This is a genomic window from Xanthomonas dyei (assembly GCF_002939865.1).
Taxonomy (GTDB): Bacteria; Pseudomonadota; Gammaproteobacteria; order Xanthomonadales; family Xanthomonadaceae; genus Xanthomonas; species Xanthomonas dyei.
This window is the reverse complement of the sequence record NZ_MDEE01000014.1, coordinates 22973-38974: the sequence shown is the minus strand read 5'-3', so window position 1 is coordinate 38974 and position 16002 is coordinate 22973. Positions and strand designations below refer to the sequence as shown.

Here is a 16002-nt window from a genome sequence, read left to right as displayed (position 1 = left end):
AGTCCGCGCAGCAATCGGTGTGTCATGTCTGTTTCTCCTGCCTCCGCGTCTGCGACGCCAGGCTTCGCCGCGGAAGTGCGTACCACCGGCCTGCTGGCCTTGCCGCTGGTGCTCGGTCACGTCTCCACCGGCTTGATCGGATTTGTCGACAACGTCATCGCCGGCCACCACGGCACTGCGACGCTGGCGGCGGTGACCATCGGCACCGCACTGCTATGGCTGCCGATGCTGGTGCCGATCGGGACGCTGATTTCCTTGACCGCTTCGGTGTCGCAATTGCGCGGCGCCGGGCGCGAGCGTGAGATCGGCCCGTTGTTTCGCCAGGCGTTGTGGCTGTCGCTGGGGCTGAGCGCATTGATGTTCGCGTTTCTGAGCGTGGTGCCGCCGCTGCTGCCCACCTTCGGGATCGCGCCGGACATCGTGCCGGGTGCCACCGACTTTCTGCATGCGGTGCGCTGGGGCGTGCCGGCGCTGACGTTCTACTTCTGCATGCGCTATCTGAGCGAAGGCATGCACTGGACGCTGCCCACCATGCTGCTGGGGTTTGGCGGCTTGCTGGTGCTGGCGCCGCTGGGCTATGTGCTGACCTACGGCAAGTTCGGGTTTGCCGAGCACGGTGCCGAAGGCCTGGGCATCGCCTCGGCCATCACCATGTGGGTACAGGCCAGCGTGTTCGCGCTGTATCTATGGCGCGCGCGGCGCTTTGCGCATCTGGAGTTGTTCACCCATCTGGAAGGGCCGCGCTGGCGCGCCATCGGCGACCTGTTGCGCACGGGCCTTCCGATCGGCATCACCGTGCTGATGGAAGGCGGCCTGTTCATCGTCACTGCGCTGCTGATCGGCCGGCTGGGCTCGACCGAAGCGGCCGCACACCAGATCGCCATCAATGTGGGACAACTGTGTTTCATGGTACCGATGGGTGTGGCCGAGGCCACCACCGTGCGCGTCGGCCATGCGGTGGGGCGTGGCGATGCGCTGGCCGTGCGGCGTGCCGCCTGGGCCGGCTACGCCATCGTGCTGGGCACGCAGGCGCTGTCGGCCAGCACGCTGCTGCTTGGCCACGACGCCATCGTCGGCGTGTATACCAATGATGCGACGGTGGCCGCGCTGGCGTCGGTGCTGCTGCTGTTTGCCGCCACGTTCCAGTTTCCCGACGGCATCCAGGTGCTCTCGGCCGGCGCGCTGCGCGGGCTCAAGGACACCCGCGTGCCGATGTTTCTGGCGATATTTTCGTACTGGTGCGTGGGCATGCCGATCGGCGCAGGGCTCGGCCTGGGGCTAGGCTGGGGGCCGCGCGGCATGTGGATCGGCCTGATTCTGGGCCTGACCACGGCATCGATCCTGATGGGCCTGCGTTTCCGGCAAACCAGCCGGCGGCTGACTGCCAACGCGACCCCCTGACTTTCAGCGCATGCCGCGCGCCCGGCGCAGCCGGTATGCTGGACACCAATGATTCGTACGTTTCGTACGTAGCGTCTTTTCGACGGAGTTTTCCATGAACCACCCCGTGCGTCGCAGTCCCATCGCCAGTTTCTTCGTCGGCCTGTGGGACGTGATGAATTTCACCCGGCGCCTGATCTTCAATCTGGTGTTCTTCGGTTTTCTGTTCCTGTTGCTGCTGGTGCTCGTGGTGGCGATGGCGCGCGGCGACGGCACCAAGCCGCTGGCCGAGCGCACCACGTTGGTCATCAACCCCGAAGGCACCCTGGTCGAGCAGTTCAGCGCCGACCCGGTGAGCCGCTCGCTGGCCAAGGCCGTGGGCGACAAGAGCGCCGAAGAGGTGCAGTTGCGCGACCTGGTGCGGGTGATCGAAGCGGCCGGCAAGGACCGCAAGATCGAGCGGGTGCTGTTGAATCTGGACAAGCTGCAGCCGTCCGGCTTCGCCTCGCAGCGCGAAGTGGCGACTGCGCTGCAAAAGCTGCGCGCGTCCGGCAAGCAGATCGTGGCCTTCAGCGAGAGCATGAGTCAGGGTCAGTACCTGCTTGCCGCGCAGGCCAACGAGGTCTATCTGGATCCGATGGGCAGCGTGTTGCTGGAAGGCCTTGGACGCTATCGCCAGTACTTCCGCGAAGGCCTGCAGGACAAGCTCGGCGTGGACGTGCACCTGTTCCGCGTGGGCGAATACAAGTCCGCGGCCGAGCCATACATCCTCGACGCGGCCTCCGCCGATGCCAAGGAAGCGGACCTGTTCTGGATGAACGACGTGTGGCAGCGTTACCTGGCCGACGTCGGCACCGCGCGTAAGCTCACCCCAGCGCAGCTGACCGCCGGCATCGATACGTTGCCTGAAGGCGTGGTGGCGGCAGGTGGCGATCTGGCCAAGTTCGCGCTGCAGCAGAAACTGGTCGACGGGCTCAAGACCCGCGAGGACGTCGATGCGCTGCTGACCAAGCGCGGCGTGGCCGACAGCGACGCCGACAGCGGCTTCCGCAATATCGGCTTCAACGATTACCTGAGCCAGTTGCAGGCGCAGCGCTCGCCGATGGACAGCCGCCCGCAGGTGGCCGTTGTTGTGGCGGCCGGCGAGATCAGCGGCGGCGAGCAGCCGGCCGGCCGCATCGGTGGCGAGTCCACCGCCGCGTTGCTGCGCCAGGCGCGCGACGACGAAAAGGTCAAGGCGGTGGTACTGCGCGTGGATTCGCCCGGCGGCGAAGTGTTCGCTTCCGAGCAGATCCGTCGCGAAGTGGTCGCGCTCAAGCAGGCCGGCAAGCCGGTGGTGGTGTCGATGGGCGATCTGGCCGCCTCGGGCGGGTACTGGATCAGCATGAATGCCGATCGCATCTATGCCGACCCGTCGACCATCAGCGGCTCGATCGGCATCTTCGGCATGGTGCCCAATCTGACCCGTGCGCTGGACAAGATCGGCGTGCACACCGACGGCGTGGGCACCACGCGCTTTGCCGGTGCGTTCGACATCACCCGTCCGCTGGACCCGTCCGCCGGCCAGGTCATCCAGGCGGTGATCAACAAGGGCTACGCCGATTTCACCGGCAAGGTCGCGCAGGCGCGTCACCAGTCGGTGGAGGCCATCGACAAGGTCGCCCGCGGCCGCGTGTGGAGCGGTGCACAGGCCAAGGAACATGGTTTGGTGGATGCGTTCGGTGGCATGTCCGAAGCGGTGGCCGATGCAGCTAGTCGCGCCAAGCTGAGCCGCGGCAAGTTCCGCGTGCAGTACGTGGAAAAGCCGGCCACGCCGTTCTCGCAGTTCATGAGCGGATTTGCCGGCAGCCGTATGGGTGCGTGGATGCTGAGCGACTCGGGCATGGCGCGCGCCATGTTGGCGCGCTCGCTGCCGGAAGTGGACACGCAGCTGCGCTTCGTCGAAAGCGCCGTGCACGACAGCAAGGCCGGTGGCACGCCGGTCAAGGCGCTGGCGTACTGCTTCTGCGGGTTCTGAGGCGGCAAACCACGCCACTGGACGTCGCGATGACGCCGGCCTTGTGCCGGCGTCGTTGTTTTTGCATCGCCTGATGCCGGCCGCTCGCCACGCGCGAGCCGCCCGACAGCGGCGTCGCGGTGTTGATCGCGCCTATCGCGCCTCGCGCTTACTGCGTGGCGGCATCGATGGCCTTGCGCTGATCTTCTGCGGCCTGGTCGGTAGCGGCCTGTACCGCGTGCGCCTTGTTCAACGGCTGCTGGATGTGATCGCGCAACGCGGTAGCCTGCGGGTCGGGCTTCTGGTCGGTGGGCGCCGGTTGCGGACGCTGACAGGCAGCCAGCGGCAACGTCAGAACGGCGGCAAGCATCCAGTGAAGTTTCATCGTCGTGACCTCGCGAGCGGTGGCAGTATCCTAACGCCGGTGCCGCAGCTGCGCGTCAACTGCGCTGCAGCGGCCGTCTTCCCGCGTTTCGAAAGAGGATCACCCACGTGACAACGCAGCGTTGGCGGCTGGATGGACAAACCGCCCTCATCACCGGCGCCAGTGCCGGTATTGGATTGGCCATCGCACGCGAACTGCTCGGCTTCGGGGCGGACCTGCTGATGGTGGCGCGCGATGCCGATGCGTTGGCGCAGGCACGCGACGAACTGGCCGAAGAATTTCCCGAGCGCGAGCTGCATGGGCTGGCGGCCGATGTGTCCGACGATGAAGAGCGTCGCGCGATCCTGGACTGGGTGGAAGACCACGCCGATGGCCTGCATCTGCTGATCAACAACGCCGGCAGCAACATCACCCGCGCAGCCATCGATTATACCGAGGACGAGTGGCGCGGCATCTTCGAAACCAACGTGTTCTCTGCATTCGAATTGTCGCGGTATGCGCATCCGCTGCTGACCCGGCATGCCGCCTCGGCCATCGTCAATGTGGGCAGCGTCTCGGGCATCACCCATGTGCGCAGCGGCGCGCCGTACGGCATGACCAAGGCCGCGCTGCAGCAGATGACGCGCAACCTGGCGGTGGAATGGGCCGAGGACGGCATCCGCGTCAACGCAGTCGCGCCGTGGTACATCCGCACGCGCCGCACCTCCGGCCCGTTGTCGGATCCGGACTACTACGAACAGGTGATCGAGCGCACCCCGATGCGCCGCATCGGCGAACCCGAAGAAGTCGCCGCAGCCGTGGGCTTTTTGTGCCTGCCTGCCGCCAGCTACATCACCGGCGAATGCATCGCGGTGGATGGCGGGTTTCTACGGTACGGGTTTTAGCCTCACCGGCACACGATGCGGCCACCGGTGCCGGCCGCAGGCACGTGCTCGCGTGACGCCTGTCAGCTCCTTGCGCGCTGTGGTGATGGCAGACGTTGGCCGGGTGTTGCCGCCAGTCAGGGGAGTCTTTGCTACGTAAGCAAAAGGAACCCCGCGTCGGCAGCAGATGCATCCCTTCCCCCGCATCGCGGGGGAAGGTGCCCGAAGGGCGGATGGGGCATCGGTGACGCGCAGGCATGACGCACTCGCCACCGATCTGCTTCCGCATCCAACCGGTGCCGGCCGCAAGCACGGGCTCGCGTGACGCCTGTCAGCTCCTTGCGCGCTGTGATGATGGCAGACGTTGGCCGAATGTTGCCGCGAGTGAGGGGAGTCTTTCCTACGTAAGCAGAAGGAACCCCGCGTCGGCAGGAGATGCATCCCTTCCCCCGCATCGCGGGAGAAGGTGTCCGAAGGGCGGATGGGGGTATCGGTGATGCGCAGGCATGACGCACTCGCCATCGATCGCCTTCCCGCACGCAGCCCTGCAGAGTCGGTCAGGGCGCAGCGGATGGATTGGCGCAGCGGCTTTCGTCCAGCACCCGGCGCATTTGATCGTAGCGCTGCTTGCGCTCGGCCGATTGCGCCTCGTCGGAGAAACGCCAGGTCGCCTCGGCCTGCTCGGCGCGTTTGCGCCAGGCTTCGCACAGGCTCTGATCCGGTACCGGTGCGCAGCGGTCGGTGACCACTTCGCAGGCGCTGCCGCCGCCGATCGCCGGCCCGCCGGCCAGGTTGGTGGTCTGCATCGGCAGGCAGCGCGTGGCCGGCTCGCGGTCTTCGGTGAAGTAGCGGCCATTGTCGTGTGCGGTGCATTCGAACAACGGCGGCGGAGGCAGCGTGGAGGTGGGCGTCATCGGCGGTGGCGTCGATGCGGCTGCCGGCGCAGTCGGCACGGCAGTAGGTGCGGCGGGCGCTGGCTTCGCAGCTGGCGCAGCACGTACTGACGCGGGTGCAGGCGTGCCGCCCGGTGCAAACGGCACCGCCGCCGGTGCGGTCATCATTTTCTTTTGTTGCTGCATGCCCTTCGGGCACGGCATGTTCTGCACGGTGAGCGCGCCGGCGGGATCGGTACAGCGGTAGATGGCTACATCCTGGGCGTTGGCGCCCGCAGCAATCCATCCCAGCAGTAGCGTCAACAACAGGGTACGGCTCATGCGCCGCCGCAATCGCGTTGCTGGCGCGCTTCGATGCCGCGTTGTTCGCGGCTGAGGTCCTGGCGTTCGCTCTGCAGCGCGCTGTTGTAGCGGCGGATCAACTCCCAGCGGCGGTCTGCCAGCCGCGCGCAGACCTCTTGTTCGGGCAGGGCATGGCATTCGTCGCGGATCTGTACATTGCCGTAAGGCACGATCACCGTGCCGCCGTAGCCGCCGCCGTGGTAACTGTCCTGATAGCCGCCCTGATAGCTAACTCCGCCGAAGCTCGCACTGCCGCGGATGCTGCCCCGCCCGGCGCCACCCTGCACCGCAATCGCCGGGCGCGGGTTGACCGAGATCGGTGGACGCTGGATACCGCCGCCGCTGATCGGCGGGCCAACCGCATTGCCCACATAGGCCGGCCCCCAGGTCGGCACCCAGCGCGGATTGCCTTCCGGGCTGTCGCTGGTATAGCGCTGGCCGTTTTCGGTGGTGCACTCGTACATCGGCTGCGGCGGTTGCACGGTGACGATGCGCACTTCGCGCGGCGGCGCGGCGGGAACGGGCACGGGTGCCTCCACGCGTTGCGGTCGCGGCGGTGGGTCCTGCGGACGCTGCATGTCTAGCACCTGCTGGCGACCGCTGCTACATGGCGCGTCCTGCAGAGCCACAGTCCCGGTGCTGCTGACGCAGCGGTAGACCCGCACGTTCGGGTCTGGCTTGGCGGCCGTGCTCGCTGCCAAGGCGGGCAGCGCGCAGGCCAGCAACAAAAAGGTTGGAAGAGTGCGCATGCGCCGAGTGTGCGCGCTTGGCGGCCGCGCAGCAAAGTGCGCGGACGGGCGCTGCTCAGGCCCGCGTTTGGGGAAGGTGGCGGCGGGCCGGTGGATTCTGCGTCTGGTCGCCGTTCGGCGACTGCGTGAAGTTGTCAGTGAGAGCTGGCGCTAGCGCTGGAGCACGGCGATCTTCGTACGCTGGTTTCAAAGCGCCATCGCGATGACACCACGTCGGTGCAAGAGATCCTCACGGTGCCGGTCGTCTCTGACGCGCCAGACGCCCGCTGCTGCAATGCCAGAGGCCGCCCACACATACCGCAGGCTCAGTCGCGCAGGCTCTGACCGGTGCGTGCATCGCGGATCGGGGTGGGCTGCGCCAGCCCGCCGACATCGCCTGCCAGCACGCCATCGAGGGTCGCCAGCAGCGCCGGGTCCAGGGCCTCGCGGCTGCGTGCCGGTGGCTCCCCGGCCAGGTTGGCACTGGTCGACACCAGTGGCGCGCCCCAGGCCCCGCACAGCGCTGCCACCACCGGGTGCGCGCTGATGCGCACGGCCAGCCCGTCATGCGTGCCGGTGACCCAGCGCGGCGCGCGTTTGGTGATCGGCAGGATCCAGGTATGTGGGCCGGGCCAGCTGGTCAAAACTTCATCCCGGCGGGCCGGTTCCAGCACGTCGAGATCGACCCAGTCGCGCAGCACCTCGATGCCGGATGCCACCACGATCACGCCCTTGTCGACCGGGCGCCGCTTGATCTGCAGCAGGCGCAGCACGGCGGCCTCCTGCGCCGGGTCGCAGCCCAGCCCCCAGACCGCCTCGGTCGGGTAGGCGATCACGCCGCCCTTCTGCAGGGTGGCGACGGCGCTGTCCAGGCTCAGCGTGTGATCCATACGCTGCCTCAGCCTGCTGCCTTGCTCACGGTTTTCTTGACGACGCGCTTGGCCGCTTTCTTGGCCGCAGTCTTCTTGGCCGGCGCCTTCTTCGCAGCGGTTTTGGTGGCCGCTTTCTTCACCGCGCTCTTCTTGGCTGCGGCGTCCTTCGCGGCGGCGTCCTTGGCCTCTTTTGCCGAATCCTTCACCGCATTCTTCTTGAGCGTGGCCTTCTTGGCGCCGAAGCCTTTGCGCACCGGCTTGCCGGTGTCGGCCAGCAACTGCTGCACTTCTTCGAAAGTCAGCGATGCCGGCTCGCGATCCTTGGGAATCTTGCCGTTGAGTTTGCCGTCGCTGATGTACGGGCCGAAGCGGCCGTTGAGCACCTGGATGTCGCTGCCGTCGAATTCCTTGATCACCCGATTGCGCGCGATCTCTTCCTTCTCTTCGATCAGGAACACCGCGCGCTCCAGATCGATGGTGTACGGGTCGTCCTCTTTCTTCAGCGACGCATACACGCTGCCACGGCGCGCAAACGGCCCGAACCGGCCGATGCCGACGCTGACGTCCTGGTCCTTGTCCTGGCCCAGCGCGCGCGGCATCTTGAACAGCTCCAGCGCGTCCTCGATCGAGATCGAATAGATGCTCTGACCCGGACGCAGCGAAGCAAAGGTGGGTTTTTCTTCGTCTTCCACGGTGCCGATCTGCACCATCGGGCCGAAACGGCCGATGCGCGCGCTGACTTCCTTTCCGCTGACCGGGTCGGCGCCGAGCACGCGTACGCTGCCGGCGTCGGTCTTGTCCAGCGAATCCTTCTTGTCCTCGACCAGTTCCTTGAACGGGCCCCAGAACTTCTCCATCAACGGGATCCATTCCGCCTCGCCGCGCGAGACCGCATCCAGGTCGTCTTCGAGCTTGGCGGTGAAGTCGTAGTCCACGTAGCGGGTGAAATGCCCGGACAGGAACTTGGACACCGCACGGCCCACGTCGGTGGGGCGGAAGCTGCGGCCTTCCATTTCCACGTATTTGCGGAACTGCAAGGTCTGGATGATCGAAGCATAGGTGGAGGGACGGCCGATGCCGTATTCCTCCAGCGCCTTGACCAGCGCCGCTTCGGTGAAGCGCGGCGGCGGCTGAGTGAAATGCTGATCGGTGACGATGCGATCCAGCGGGATGTTGTCGCCGGCCTTCATCAGCGGCAGCTTGCGGCCTTCGTCCTCGTCGTCGCTGCTCTTGGTGTCCTTGCCTTCCTCATAGACCGCCAAAAAGCCCGACACCACCACGGTGGTGCCGCTGGCACGGAACACGTGCTCGCTGCCGGCCGACAGATCGACGCTGACGGTATTGAGCGTGGCCGGAATCATCTGCGAGGCCACAGCGCGGCGCCAGATCAATTCGTACAGGCGACGCTCGTCGTCGGACAAAAAGCGCGCCACCTGCGCAGGCGTACGCAACGCGGAAGTCGGGCGTACCGCTTCGTGGGCTTCCTGCGCGTTCTTGGATTTGGTGGTGTAGGCGTTGGGCTGATCCGGCAACGACGCGGTACCGAAGTCGCGCGCGATCACGTCGCGGATCTCCACCAGCGCGTCCTGCGACAGGTTCACCGAGTCGGTACGCATATAGCTGATCAGACCGACCGAGCCCTCGTCGCCGAGCGCCACACCTTCATACAACTTCTGCGCCACCTGCATGGTCTTGCGGGTGGTGAAGCCGAGCTTGCGCGAGGCTTCCTGCTGCAGCGTGGAGGTGGTGAACGGCGGGGCGGGGCGGCGCTTGCGCTCCTTGCTGGCCACGTCGGTGACATGCAGCACGCCTTGCGCGGCCTGCTGGATGCGCAGGCGCGCCGCTTCGGCGGTGTCGCCGTCGGTCACGGTGAATTGCTCGAACTTCTGCCCGTCCAGCTTGATCAGACGCGCGTTGAACGGCTGCGACGGATGCCGGCAATGCGCATCGATGGACCAGTACTCGCGTGCGATGAAGGCTTCGATCTCTTCTTCGCGCTCGACGATCATGCGCAGCGCCGGCGACTGCACGCGGCCGGCCGACAGCCCGCGCTGCACCTTGCGCCACAGCACCGGCGACAGGTTGAAGCCGACCAGATAGTCCAGTGCGCGGCGGGCCTGCTGCGCGTCCACCAGATCGACGGCGATCGCACGCGGCTTGAGCATGGCTTCCTTGATCGCGCGGGGCGTGATCTCGGTGAACACCACGCGCTGCATCGTCTTGTCCTTCAACAGGCCGCGCTCTTTCAGGATCTCGGCGATGTGCCAGCTGATCGCCTCACCCTCGCGGTCCGGGTCGGTCGCCAGATAGATATCGTCGGCGCTCTTGGCGGCACGGGCGATGGCTTCGACGTGCTTCTCGTTTTTTTCGATGAGGTCGTACCGCATCGCAAAGCCGTTATCCGGGTCGACCGCGCCCTCCTTGGGGACGAGGTCGCGCACGTGCCCATACGAGGCCAGGACGGTGAAGTCCTTGCCGAGGTATTTATTGATCGTCTTGGCCTTGGCGGGCGATTCGACGATGAGCAGGTGCTTGGGCATGGTGGTAAATTCTTGGGGCGGAGCCCGGGGGGCAGGTAGCGTGGCCTAATTGGCCGGTCGAGGGAAGCAGATCGGCCGTTTCCCACACGTTAACGCCCGGGAATGCTCCCGGGCGTTCAGTCTGTCTTATTAGAAAGATCACGGCGGACGCCGCCGTGTCAAGCGGCGGGCGCGGCGAACTGTTAGCTCTGGCTCATTCCGATCGTCGCCAGCATGATCACCACGACCACGATCGACAACACCAGCATCACCCCGTAAATGGCCAGCACCACGATCGACACCGTGTCCAGACCGCGCGACTGCAGCTCCGGGCGGTCGGTGAAGGCCCAGCGGTCCACAACCAGCGTGTCGCAGATCTTGTCGTGCGGAGTCTGCTTGCGTTGCGACATCCCGGCCATAAAGGCCGCCACCACGGCCCCGATCCCCAGGGTGAGGACGCTGATCAGCATGTAGGCCAGATAGCGCAACACATTGCGCCAGAACCCGACCCGCGCTCCGTTGCTGTCTGCCCGCACCACCTTGATGCCGCAGGCGAGCTTGCCCAGGCTGGCCTGAAGCCGGCTGGACTGCATCCAGGCGAAATACAGCGTCGGGATGGCCAGGCCGATGCCGTAGGACATCACCACGATGGCGATGCCCAGCGTGCTGCCGTCCTCCATCGACGATGCGGAATCGCCCATGCTGGTGCCGAGCGCCACGACGAACACCAGCGGAATCACGATCAGATAGACCGCGAAGGTGGTGATCAGGCTATCCAGGATGCTGGCCGCCACACGCCGCCATAGGCCCGCGTAGACCACTGGCGCGTCATGGGTGACGACTGCAGCAGCGGGCAATGCCGCTACCGGGGTATCCCAGGCACTTGGCAACGGCGTGGCGGCCGGGGCTGGCGGCGGTGAGGTGGTCGCCGCGGTCGCCGCTGGGGTTGGCGCATGCACGGCGGGATCCACAGCGCCAGGCGTGCCGGGCCACGACTCGTTGCCCTCGGACGCGACCGGCGCAGAGGTGGTCAATTGACCGGCTGGCGCGTGCTCAGCCGTGTGCGGCGGATGGTCTGCGGCGTCCCCAGGCGCGCCCGTCCAGGACACGGCCTCCTGCGACGCACTGGAGTGAGTCGTAGATGACCCGGGTCCGGACAGCGCATCCGCATCCGCCGCGGCAGGCTCTGCCTGTCTCGACCAGGCCTGCGACGGAAGGTCCGACGCCGGGGCTCCCGAAACCGGTGTCGCATCCCGGAGCGCGGTGTCAGCAGGCGTTGCGACGGCCGGCGCAGCCTCGCCCTGTTCGGGCATCGGCGCATCGGCGGCGGTGGGCGGGGATGCTGGCGCCCGCGTGTCCAGGCCCAGTTCGGACGCAACCTCGCTCAGGGTCACCCACTGCGGCAGACCTTCGCGCCAGACCAGACTGGTGTGATCGATGATGCCCTGCGACAGGCGCGCGGCAAGCGTGTCCGTGTCGACCGGCCCCTGGCGTTGCCGCTGTGCGTCGGCGTAATACCACTGCGTCATGATGTCCCCTTGGGTGATGCGTTGTGCGTGCAGCGACCGGTCAGCCGCGGCAATCCTGCGGAAGTTGGTTGTCGTCGATCTCGGAGCTGCATTGCCAGGTGTCGGCATCCGCATCGAAATCCAGCCACAGCGCCTTGCCGTCGATCTTGGGCGAGCCCGGCGCATGCAGCAGGGCCTCGACGCCGCAGGCGCTGGTATCGAAGCGGCCGATCTGCACGCTGGCCAGCACGCCAGTGGCGTAGTGCTCGGGCGTCTGGAAGCCGGCGTCCCCATTCTCCGGGCAGCGGCCTTCGCGCGCGAGAAAGTCGGCGATCTGTGGCTTCAGTGGCGCCAATGCAGCAACTGCCGCGGTGACCTTGGCGCGGGTCTGATAGTCCTTGTAGGCCGGCAATGCGATCGCCGCGAGGATACCGAGTACGGCCACGATGACAAACATGCCAACCACCGCGCCCAGCACCAACAGCATTGGCCATGCTGGCCCCTTGGCAGGCTGGCGCAGGTGCGGTGACGCAGGGTTGACCGGCGGGGCGCCCGCCGCAGCCTCAGGCAATGCCGGCGGGGCCGCGGCGGCGTGCAGATCCGTAGAAACCGGCGGGCCGAGCGCGTCGGCACAGGCGGCCAGCGGCACCCACTGGTCCAGGCCTTCGCGCCAGACCAGCGTATCCAGGGCAATCTGACGATCGCGATACAGGCCCAGCAGGACCGTCTCGGTCACCGGGCCACGCCGCTGGCGGTTGCCTTCGGCGTAATACCAACTGCTCATCCCCGTCCCCTCGCACGCACGTCCGTGGCGGCTTCAGCCCTCAGTGTACGGGTTCAGGCTCGTCCAGGAACATCTGGGTTTCCATCCAGGCATAGGCCGCTTCCGCGCCCGGCTGATTGAACAACACCATCAGCACCACCCATTTGAGGTCATCCAGATCCAGCTCGTCCTGGTCCAACGCCATGGCGCGGTCCAGCACCAACTCGCGCTGGTCGGCATCGAGAATGCGGTGTTGTTCGAGGAACAGCAGAAATCCACGGCAATCGACATCGAGCTTGTCCAGCTCCGGGCCGTGATAGATACGCACGGGACCATCGACATGCGGACGCGCCACACTTGGGCGCTGCTCGGAGAGCGCGTCCAGCCAGTCGAACGCCTTGCTGATTTCTGCGGGACTGAAGCCGGCCTGGATCAGGCCATTCTGAAGCGAGTCACGGTCACGGACCAGGTCCGCGTCTTCGCTGAAATAATGTTCAAACAGGTACAGCAGTACATCGAGAATGCTCTCTTTCATTGCCCCTCGGCCTGCGTCGCGCGACGCTGTGGAGGTGAAGAAACTAGGGATTGCGGGTATAGCGACCGTGCTCGGTGACCACGTCTCCCTCCAGTTCCATGATGAGCAGCATGGAGGACAGCGCGGCGGCCGTCAATCCGGTGCGTTCGACCAGGGAATCCATAGGGGTAGGGTCGTGGCCCAGTGCCTGCCACAAGCGCTGGTAGTCGGGGTCCGGGCGCGTGGAAGTGGTGGTGCGCGTCGTCCTGGGCACCTGAGTGGGGGCGGCCAGGCGCTCGCGCAAGGCGGTGGCCAACTCGCCCGACAGCAGTTGTAGTCCCTCGATGACCTGGGCCGGTTCCTGCGCCAGCGTTGCGCCCTGGCGGATCAGGTGGTGGCAGCCTCGCGCGAGCGGGTTGTGCAGCGAGCCGGGCAGGGCGAACACCTCGCGCCCTGCCTCGGCCGCCAGGCGCGCGGTGATCAGCGCGCCCGAGCGCATCGCCGCTTCGACCACCAAGGTGCCCAGCGCCAGCCCGGCAATGATCCGGTTGCGCGCCGGGAAATGCGCGGCCACCGGCCGGGTGCCGGGCAGGTATTCGCTGACCACCGCGCCGCGTGCGGCAATGCGATCGCGCAATGCCTGGTGATGCGCGGGGTAAGCCACGTCGGCACCGGTGCCGACCACCGCCACTGTGATGCCGTCAGTCTGGGCGAGCGCGGCGTCGTGTGCGATCGCATCCACGCCGGCGGCCATCCCGCTGATGATGCCAAGCCCTGCAGATGCCAGGCGCGATGCGAAGGCGCGGGTGTGGTCGCGTCCGCCGGCGGTGGCGGAGCGGCTGCCGACCACGGCCACGCCGGGATGCCAGAGTGCGTTGGGGTCGCCGTCCACGAACAGCGCCAGTGGCGGGTTGACGATGTGGCGTAGCAGCGCCGGGTAGTCCGGGTCTTGCCAGCCGATCAGGTGGTGGCCGGGCTGTTCGCACCAGCGCAGCGCCGTATCCAGCGCTTGCGGGTCGGGCGACTGCAGCCGTTCCGATTGCACGTCGTCGCAGCCGGCCGCGCGCCAGGCGCCGGGCCCTGCAGTCAGGATGTCGGACGGGCTGGCGTGGGCGCTCATCAGTGCGCGACGCGGTGGGCTGCGGCCGCCAGCCAGCAGCAATATCAGCAATGCGCGCGGATCGGGAGAAGTCAGAGCCATGCGCACAGCCTGGGCCGTAAACGACGACGGCGCCCTCAGGCGCCGTCGCGTTAGACCATCGGACTTTCCGATTACTGCGCGTCAGGATGCTTGACGAAGTAGCCCAGGCCGGTCGGTTTGACGCTTTCCATCACAAGCGCGTAGCTGACCTTGTCGAAGGTGCGGAACACCATCGCATGCGAGGCATATTCATCGGGCAGACCGACGGTAGAGCCGGACGGGCCGCTGAAATCGTCATCGGTGCGTGAGAAGCGCGAATGCTTCACGCGGTCGCTGACGGTGCGGCCCTTGCGCCAGATCGAGAACACCGTGCCGTTGTTGATACCTTCGCGCGCGCCGCCGGAAATGGCGATCACGTCGCGGGTACCGCCAACGATGAAGGCGTCGGAAATGGCCAGTACGCGCAGCTCGGTCTGCAGCGCCTGGTCGGACGGCGGATGCGGGATGAACTGTAGATCGTAGGGCTGCGCTTCCACTGCCACGATGCGATCGCCGGCACGCACTTCGCGGCCGCTGTCCTGCAACAGCAAGGTCGCCGCCTTGGAATTGCCGCCCGCCGCGCTGCGGGTGATGGTGCCGACGTTGACCTGCGCCATCTCATAGCCGAGGAACTCACGGCGCTTGCTCGGCGCGATGAAGTTCTTCCAGATGTTGCCGGAGCCGGCGGTGATGTTGCCCGCCATATCCAGGTCTTCGTTGGGCTTGGGCAGGCTGAACTTCACGGTCGGACGCACCACCGCAAAGCGTTGGCCCGGCTGCGCATCTTCCAGGCCGACCACATAGGCGATCTGCCCGGTGGTAGCGCGCGAGCGACCGCCTTCCAGGCCGACCACATAGGGCAGCTGGTCGAAGTCTTCGACCACGCGCAGGTTTTTCAGGAACGGCTCGACATCAGCCAGCGGAATCGCGTTGATCGGCGCTTCCTGGCGCGGGCCGGGCTGGATCGTGCCTTTCCCCACGCGGTCCAGGTAGGCCAGGCTGATCACGTCACCCGGATAGATCAGGTGCGGATTCTGGATCTGTGGATTGGCTTGCCAGATTTCCGGCCACAGCCACGGTTTTTGCAGAAAACGCCCAGCAATGTCCCAAAGGGTATCCCCCTTGCGGACCACATAGGTGTCTGGATGCTCGCCCACCGCTTGCGCGGCAGCGTAGGTCGCGACGGTCAGCATCGCCGCAGCGACGACCGTACGAAGTCGGTTCAACATGAGTGCCTTCTTGCCTGATTCCCCAACAGGTCCGCGCACTATAGTCCAGAAACCGGGGCGCCACGCAAGCATTGCGCTAGAATGAGACCGTCTTGCCGGCGCCGCGCCGGTGTTCCCAGACGGGTAACCCCATGGCTTTGCTCCCTATTCTCGAATTTCCCGATCCGCGGCTGCGCACCAAGGCTGTGCCGGTCGATGCGGCCGAGGTCACCAGTCCGGCGTTCCAGACGCTGCTGGATGACATGTTCCAGACCATGTACGAGGCGCCCGGCATCGGCCTGGCTGCCAGTCAGGTGGATGTGCACAAGCGCTTCATGGTGATCGACGTCAGCGAGGAAAAAAACGCCCCGCAGGTGTTCATCAACCCGGAAATTGCCACCCGGCAGGGCGAGCAGGTGTATCAGGAAGGCTGCCTGTCGGTGCCGGGTATCTTTGCCGATGTCAGCCGCGCCGATGCGATTACCGTGCGCTACCTCGACCGTCAGGGGCAGGCCCATGAGCTGAGCACCGAGGGCCTGCTGGCAGTGTGCATCCAGCACGAGATGGACCACCTGGACGGCAAGCTGTTCGTGGACTACCTGTCGCCGCTCAAGCGCGAAATGGTGCGCAAGAAGCTGGCCAAAATGCGCAAGCATGTGGCTTGAGGGCTGGGATTGGGTGTTCGGGAGTGGGGATTGGCAAATGCGGTCCCCGTGCCTGTGTTGATGCCGGTGTGCAGTCCGTTTGTTCAACAAGCCTGATTGACGGCGTCATGCATGGGGCGCGAGATCGTGTGTCTCTGCACAGATCTGGTTTGAAGCCATTTCTGTCCAGGGACTGAGAGCACCAGC

At 66.2% G+C, this 16002-nt stretch carries 14 protein-coding genes; 4 read left to right on the top strand and 10 right to left on the bottom strand.

Annotated elements, in window-relative coordinates:
- Window positions 1-24: 24 nt before the first annotated feature.
- Complete coding sequence (locus tag XdyCFBP7245_RS11190) at window positions 25-1401, top strand: MATE family efflux transporter (RefSeq protein ID WP_104615715.1); 1377 nt, start codon at window positions 25-27, stop codon at window positions 1399-1401.
- 94 nt (window positions 1402-1495) lie between these two features.
- On the top strand, window positions 1496-3397 hold the full coding sequence (sppA, locus tag XdyCFBP7245_RS11185) for a signal peptide peptidase SppA (RefSeq protein ID WP_104615714.1): 1902 nt from the start codon (window positions 1496-1498) through the stop codon (window positions 3395-3397).
- A 148-nt stretch (window positions 3398-3545) separates the two neighbouring features.
- On the opposite strand, the gene XdyCFBP7245_RS11180 is transcribed toward sppA, so the two are convergent.
- The gene (locus XdyCFBP7245_RS11180; protein ID WP_046964303.1) at window positions 3546-3761 is read right to left on the bottom strand and encodes a hypothetical protein; all 216 of its coding nucleotides are present in this window, start codon (window positions 3759-3761) and stop codon (window positions 3546-3548) included.
- A 107-nt stretch (window positions 3762-3868) separates the two neighbouring features.
- Between XdyCFBP7245_RS11180 and XdyCFBP7245_RS11175 the strand changes: the two genes are divergently transcribed.
- The gene (locus XdyCFBP7245_RS11175) at window positions 3869-4645 is read left to right on the top strand and encodes an SDR family oxidoreductase (RefSeq protein ID WP_104615713.1); all 777 of its coding nucleotides are present in this window, start codon (window positions 3869-3871) and stop codon (window positions 4643-4645) included.
- Window positions 4646-5181: 536 nt separating this feature from the next.
- Here the strand turns inward: XdyCFBP7245_RS11175 and XdyCFBP7245_RS11170 are convergent.
- From XdyCFBP7245_RS11170 to XdyCFBP7245_RS11130, 9 genes are all read right to left on the bottom strand, one after another.
- Window positions 5182-5838 carry a hypothetical protein gene (locus tag XdyCFBP7245_RS11170; protein ID WP_104615712.1) on the bottom strand — a complete coding sequence of 219 codons (657 nt, stop codon included), beginning with the start codon at window positions 5836-5838 and terminating at the stop codon, window positions 5182-5184.
- Window positions 5835-6608, bottom strand: coding sequence for a hypothetical protein (locus XdyCFBP7245_RS11165; protein ID WP_104615711.1), 774 nt, complete (start codon window positions 6606-6608; stop codon window positions 5835-5837). The genes XdyCFBP7245_RS11170 and XdyCFBP7245_RS11165 overlap by 4 nt, the downstream gene beginning before the upstream one ends.
- A gap of 305 nt (window positions 6609-6913) precedes the next feature.
- Window positions 6914-7477, bottom strand: a complete 564-nt coding sequence (tsaC, locus tag XdyCFBP7245_RS11160) for an L-threonylcarbamoyladenylate synthase type 1 TsaC (protein ID WP_104615710.1) — start codon at window positions 7475-7477, stop codon at window positions 6914-6916.
- Window positions 7478-7485: 8 nt separating this feature from the next.
- Window positions 7486-9999, bottom strand: a complete 2514-nt coding sequence (locus tag XdyCFBP7245_RS11155) for a DNA topoisomerase I (RefSeq protein ID WP_104615709.1) — start codon at window positions 9997-9999, stop codon at window positions 7486-7488.
- A 182-nt stretch (window positions 10000-10181) separates the two neighbouring features.
- Window positions 10182-11507, bottom strand: a complete 1326-nt coding sequence (locus XdyCFBP7245_RS11150) for an RDD family protein (RefSeq protein WP_104615708.1) — start codon at window positions 11505-11507, stop codon at window positions 10182-10184.
- Between the two features lie 40 nt (window positions 11508-11547).
- Window positions 11548-12270 (bottom strand): pilin, encoded by a 723-nt coding sequence (locus tag XdyCFBP7245_RS11145; protein ID WP_104615707.1) that lies wholly within the window; start codon window positions 12268-12270, stop codon window positions 11548-11550.
- A 40-nt stretch (window positions 12271-12310) separates the two neighbouring features.
- Complete coding sequence (locus tag XdyCFBP7245_RS11140) at window positions 12311-12784, bottom strand: DUF494 family protein (protein ID WP_003484452.1); 474 nt, start codon at window positions 12782-12784, stop codon at window positions 12311-12313.
- Between the two features lie 43 nt (window positions 12785-12827).
- The gene (gene dprA / locus XdyCFBP7245_RS11135; RefSeq protein ID WP_104615706.1) at window positions 12828-13964 is read right to left on the bottom strand and encodes a DNA-processing protein DprA; all 1137 of its coding nucleotides are present in this window, start codon (window positions 13962-13964) and stop codon (window positions 12828-12830) included.
- 71 nt (window positions 13965-14035) lie between these two features.
- On the bottom strand, window positions 14036-15172 hold the full coding sequence (locus XdyCFBP7245_RS11130; RefSeq protein WP_104615705.1) for a LysM peptidoglycan-binding domain-containing protein: 1137 nt from the start codon (window positions 15170-15172) through the stop codon (window positions 14036-14038).
- A gap of 131 nt (window positions 15173-15303) precedes the next feature.
- On the opposite strand from XdyCFBP7245_RS11130, the gene def reads away from it, so the two are divergent.
- Entirely contained in the window at window positions 15304-15816 is a 513-nt protein-coding gene (def, locus tag XdyCFBP7245_RS11125; RefSeq protein WP_104615704.1) for a peptide deformylase, read from the top strand.
- The last annotated feature ends 186 nt before the right edge of the window (window positions 15817-16002 follow it).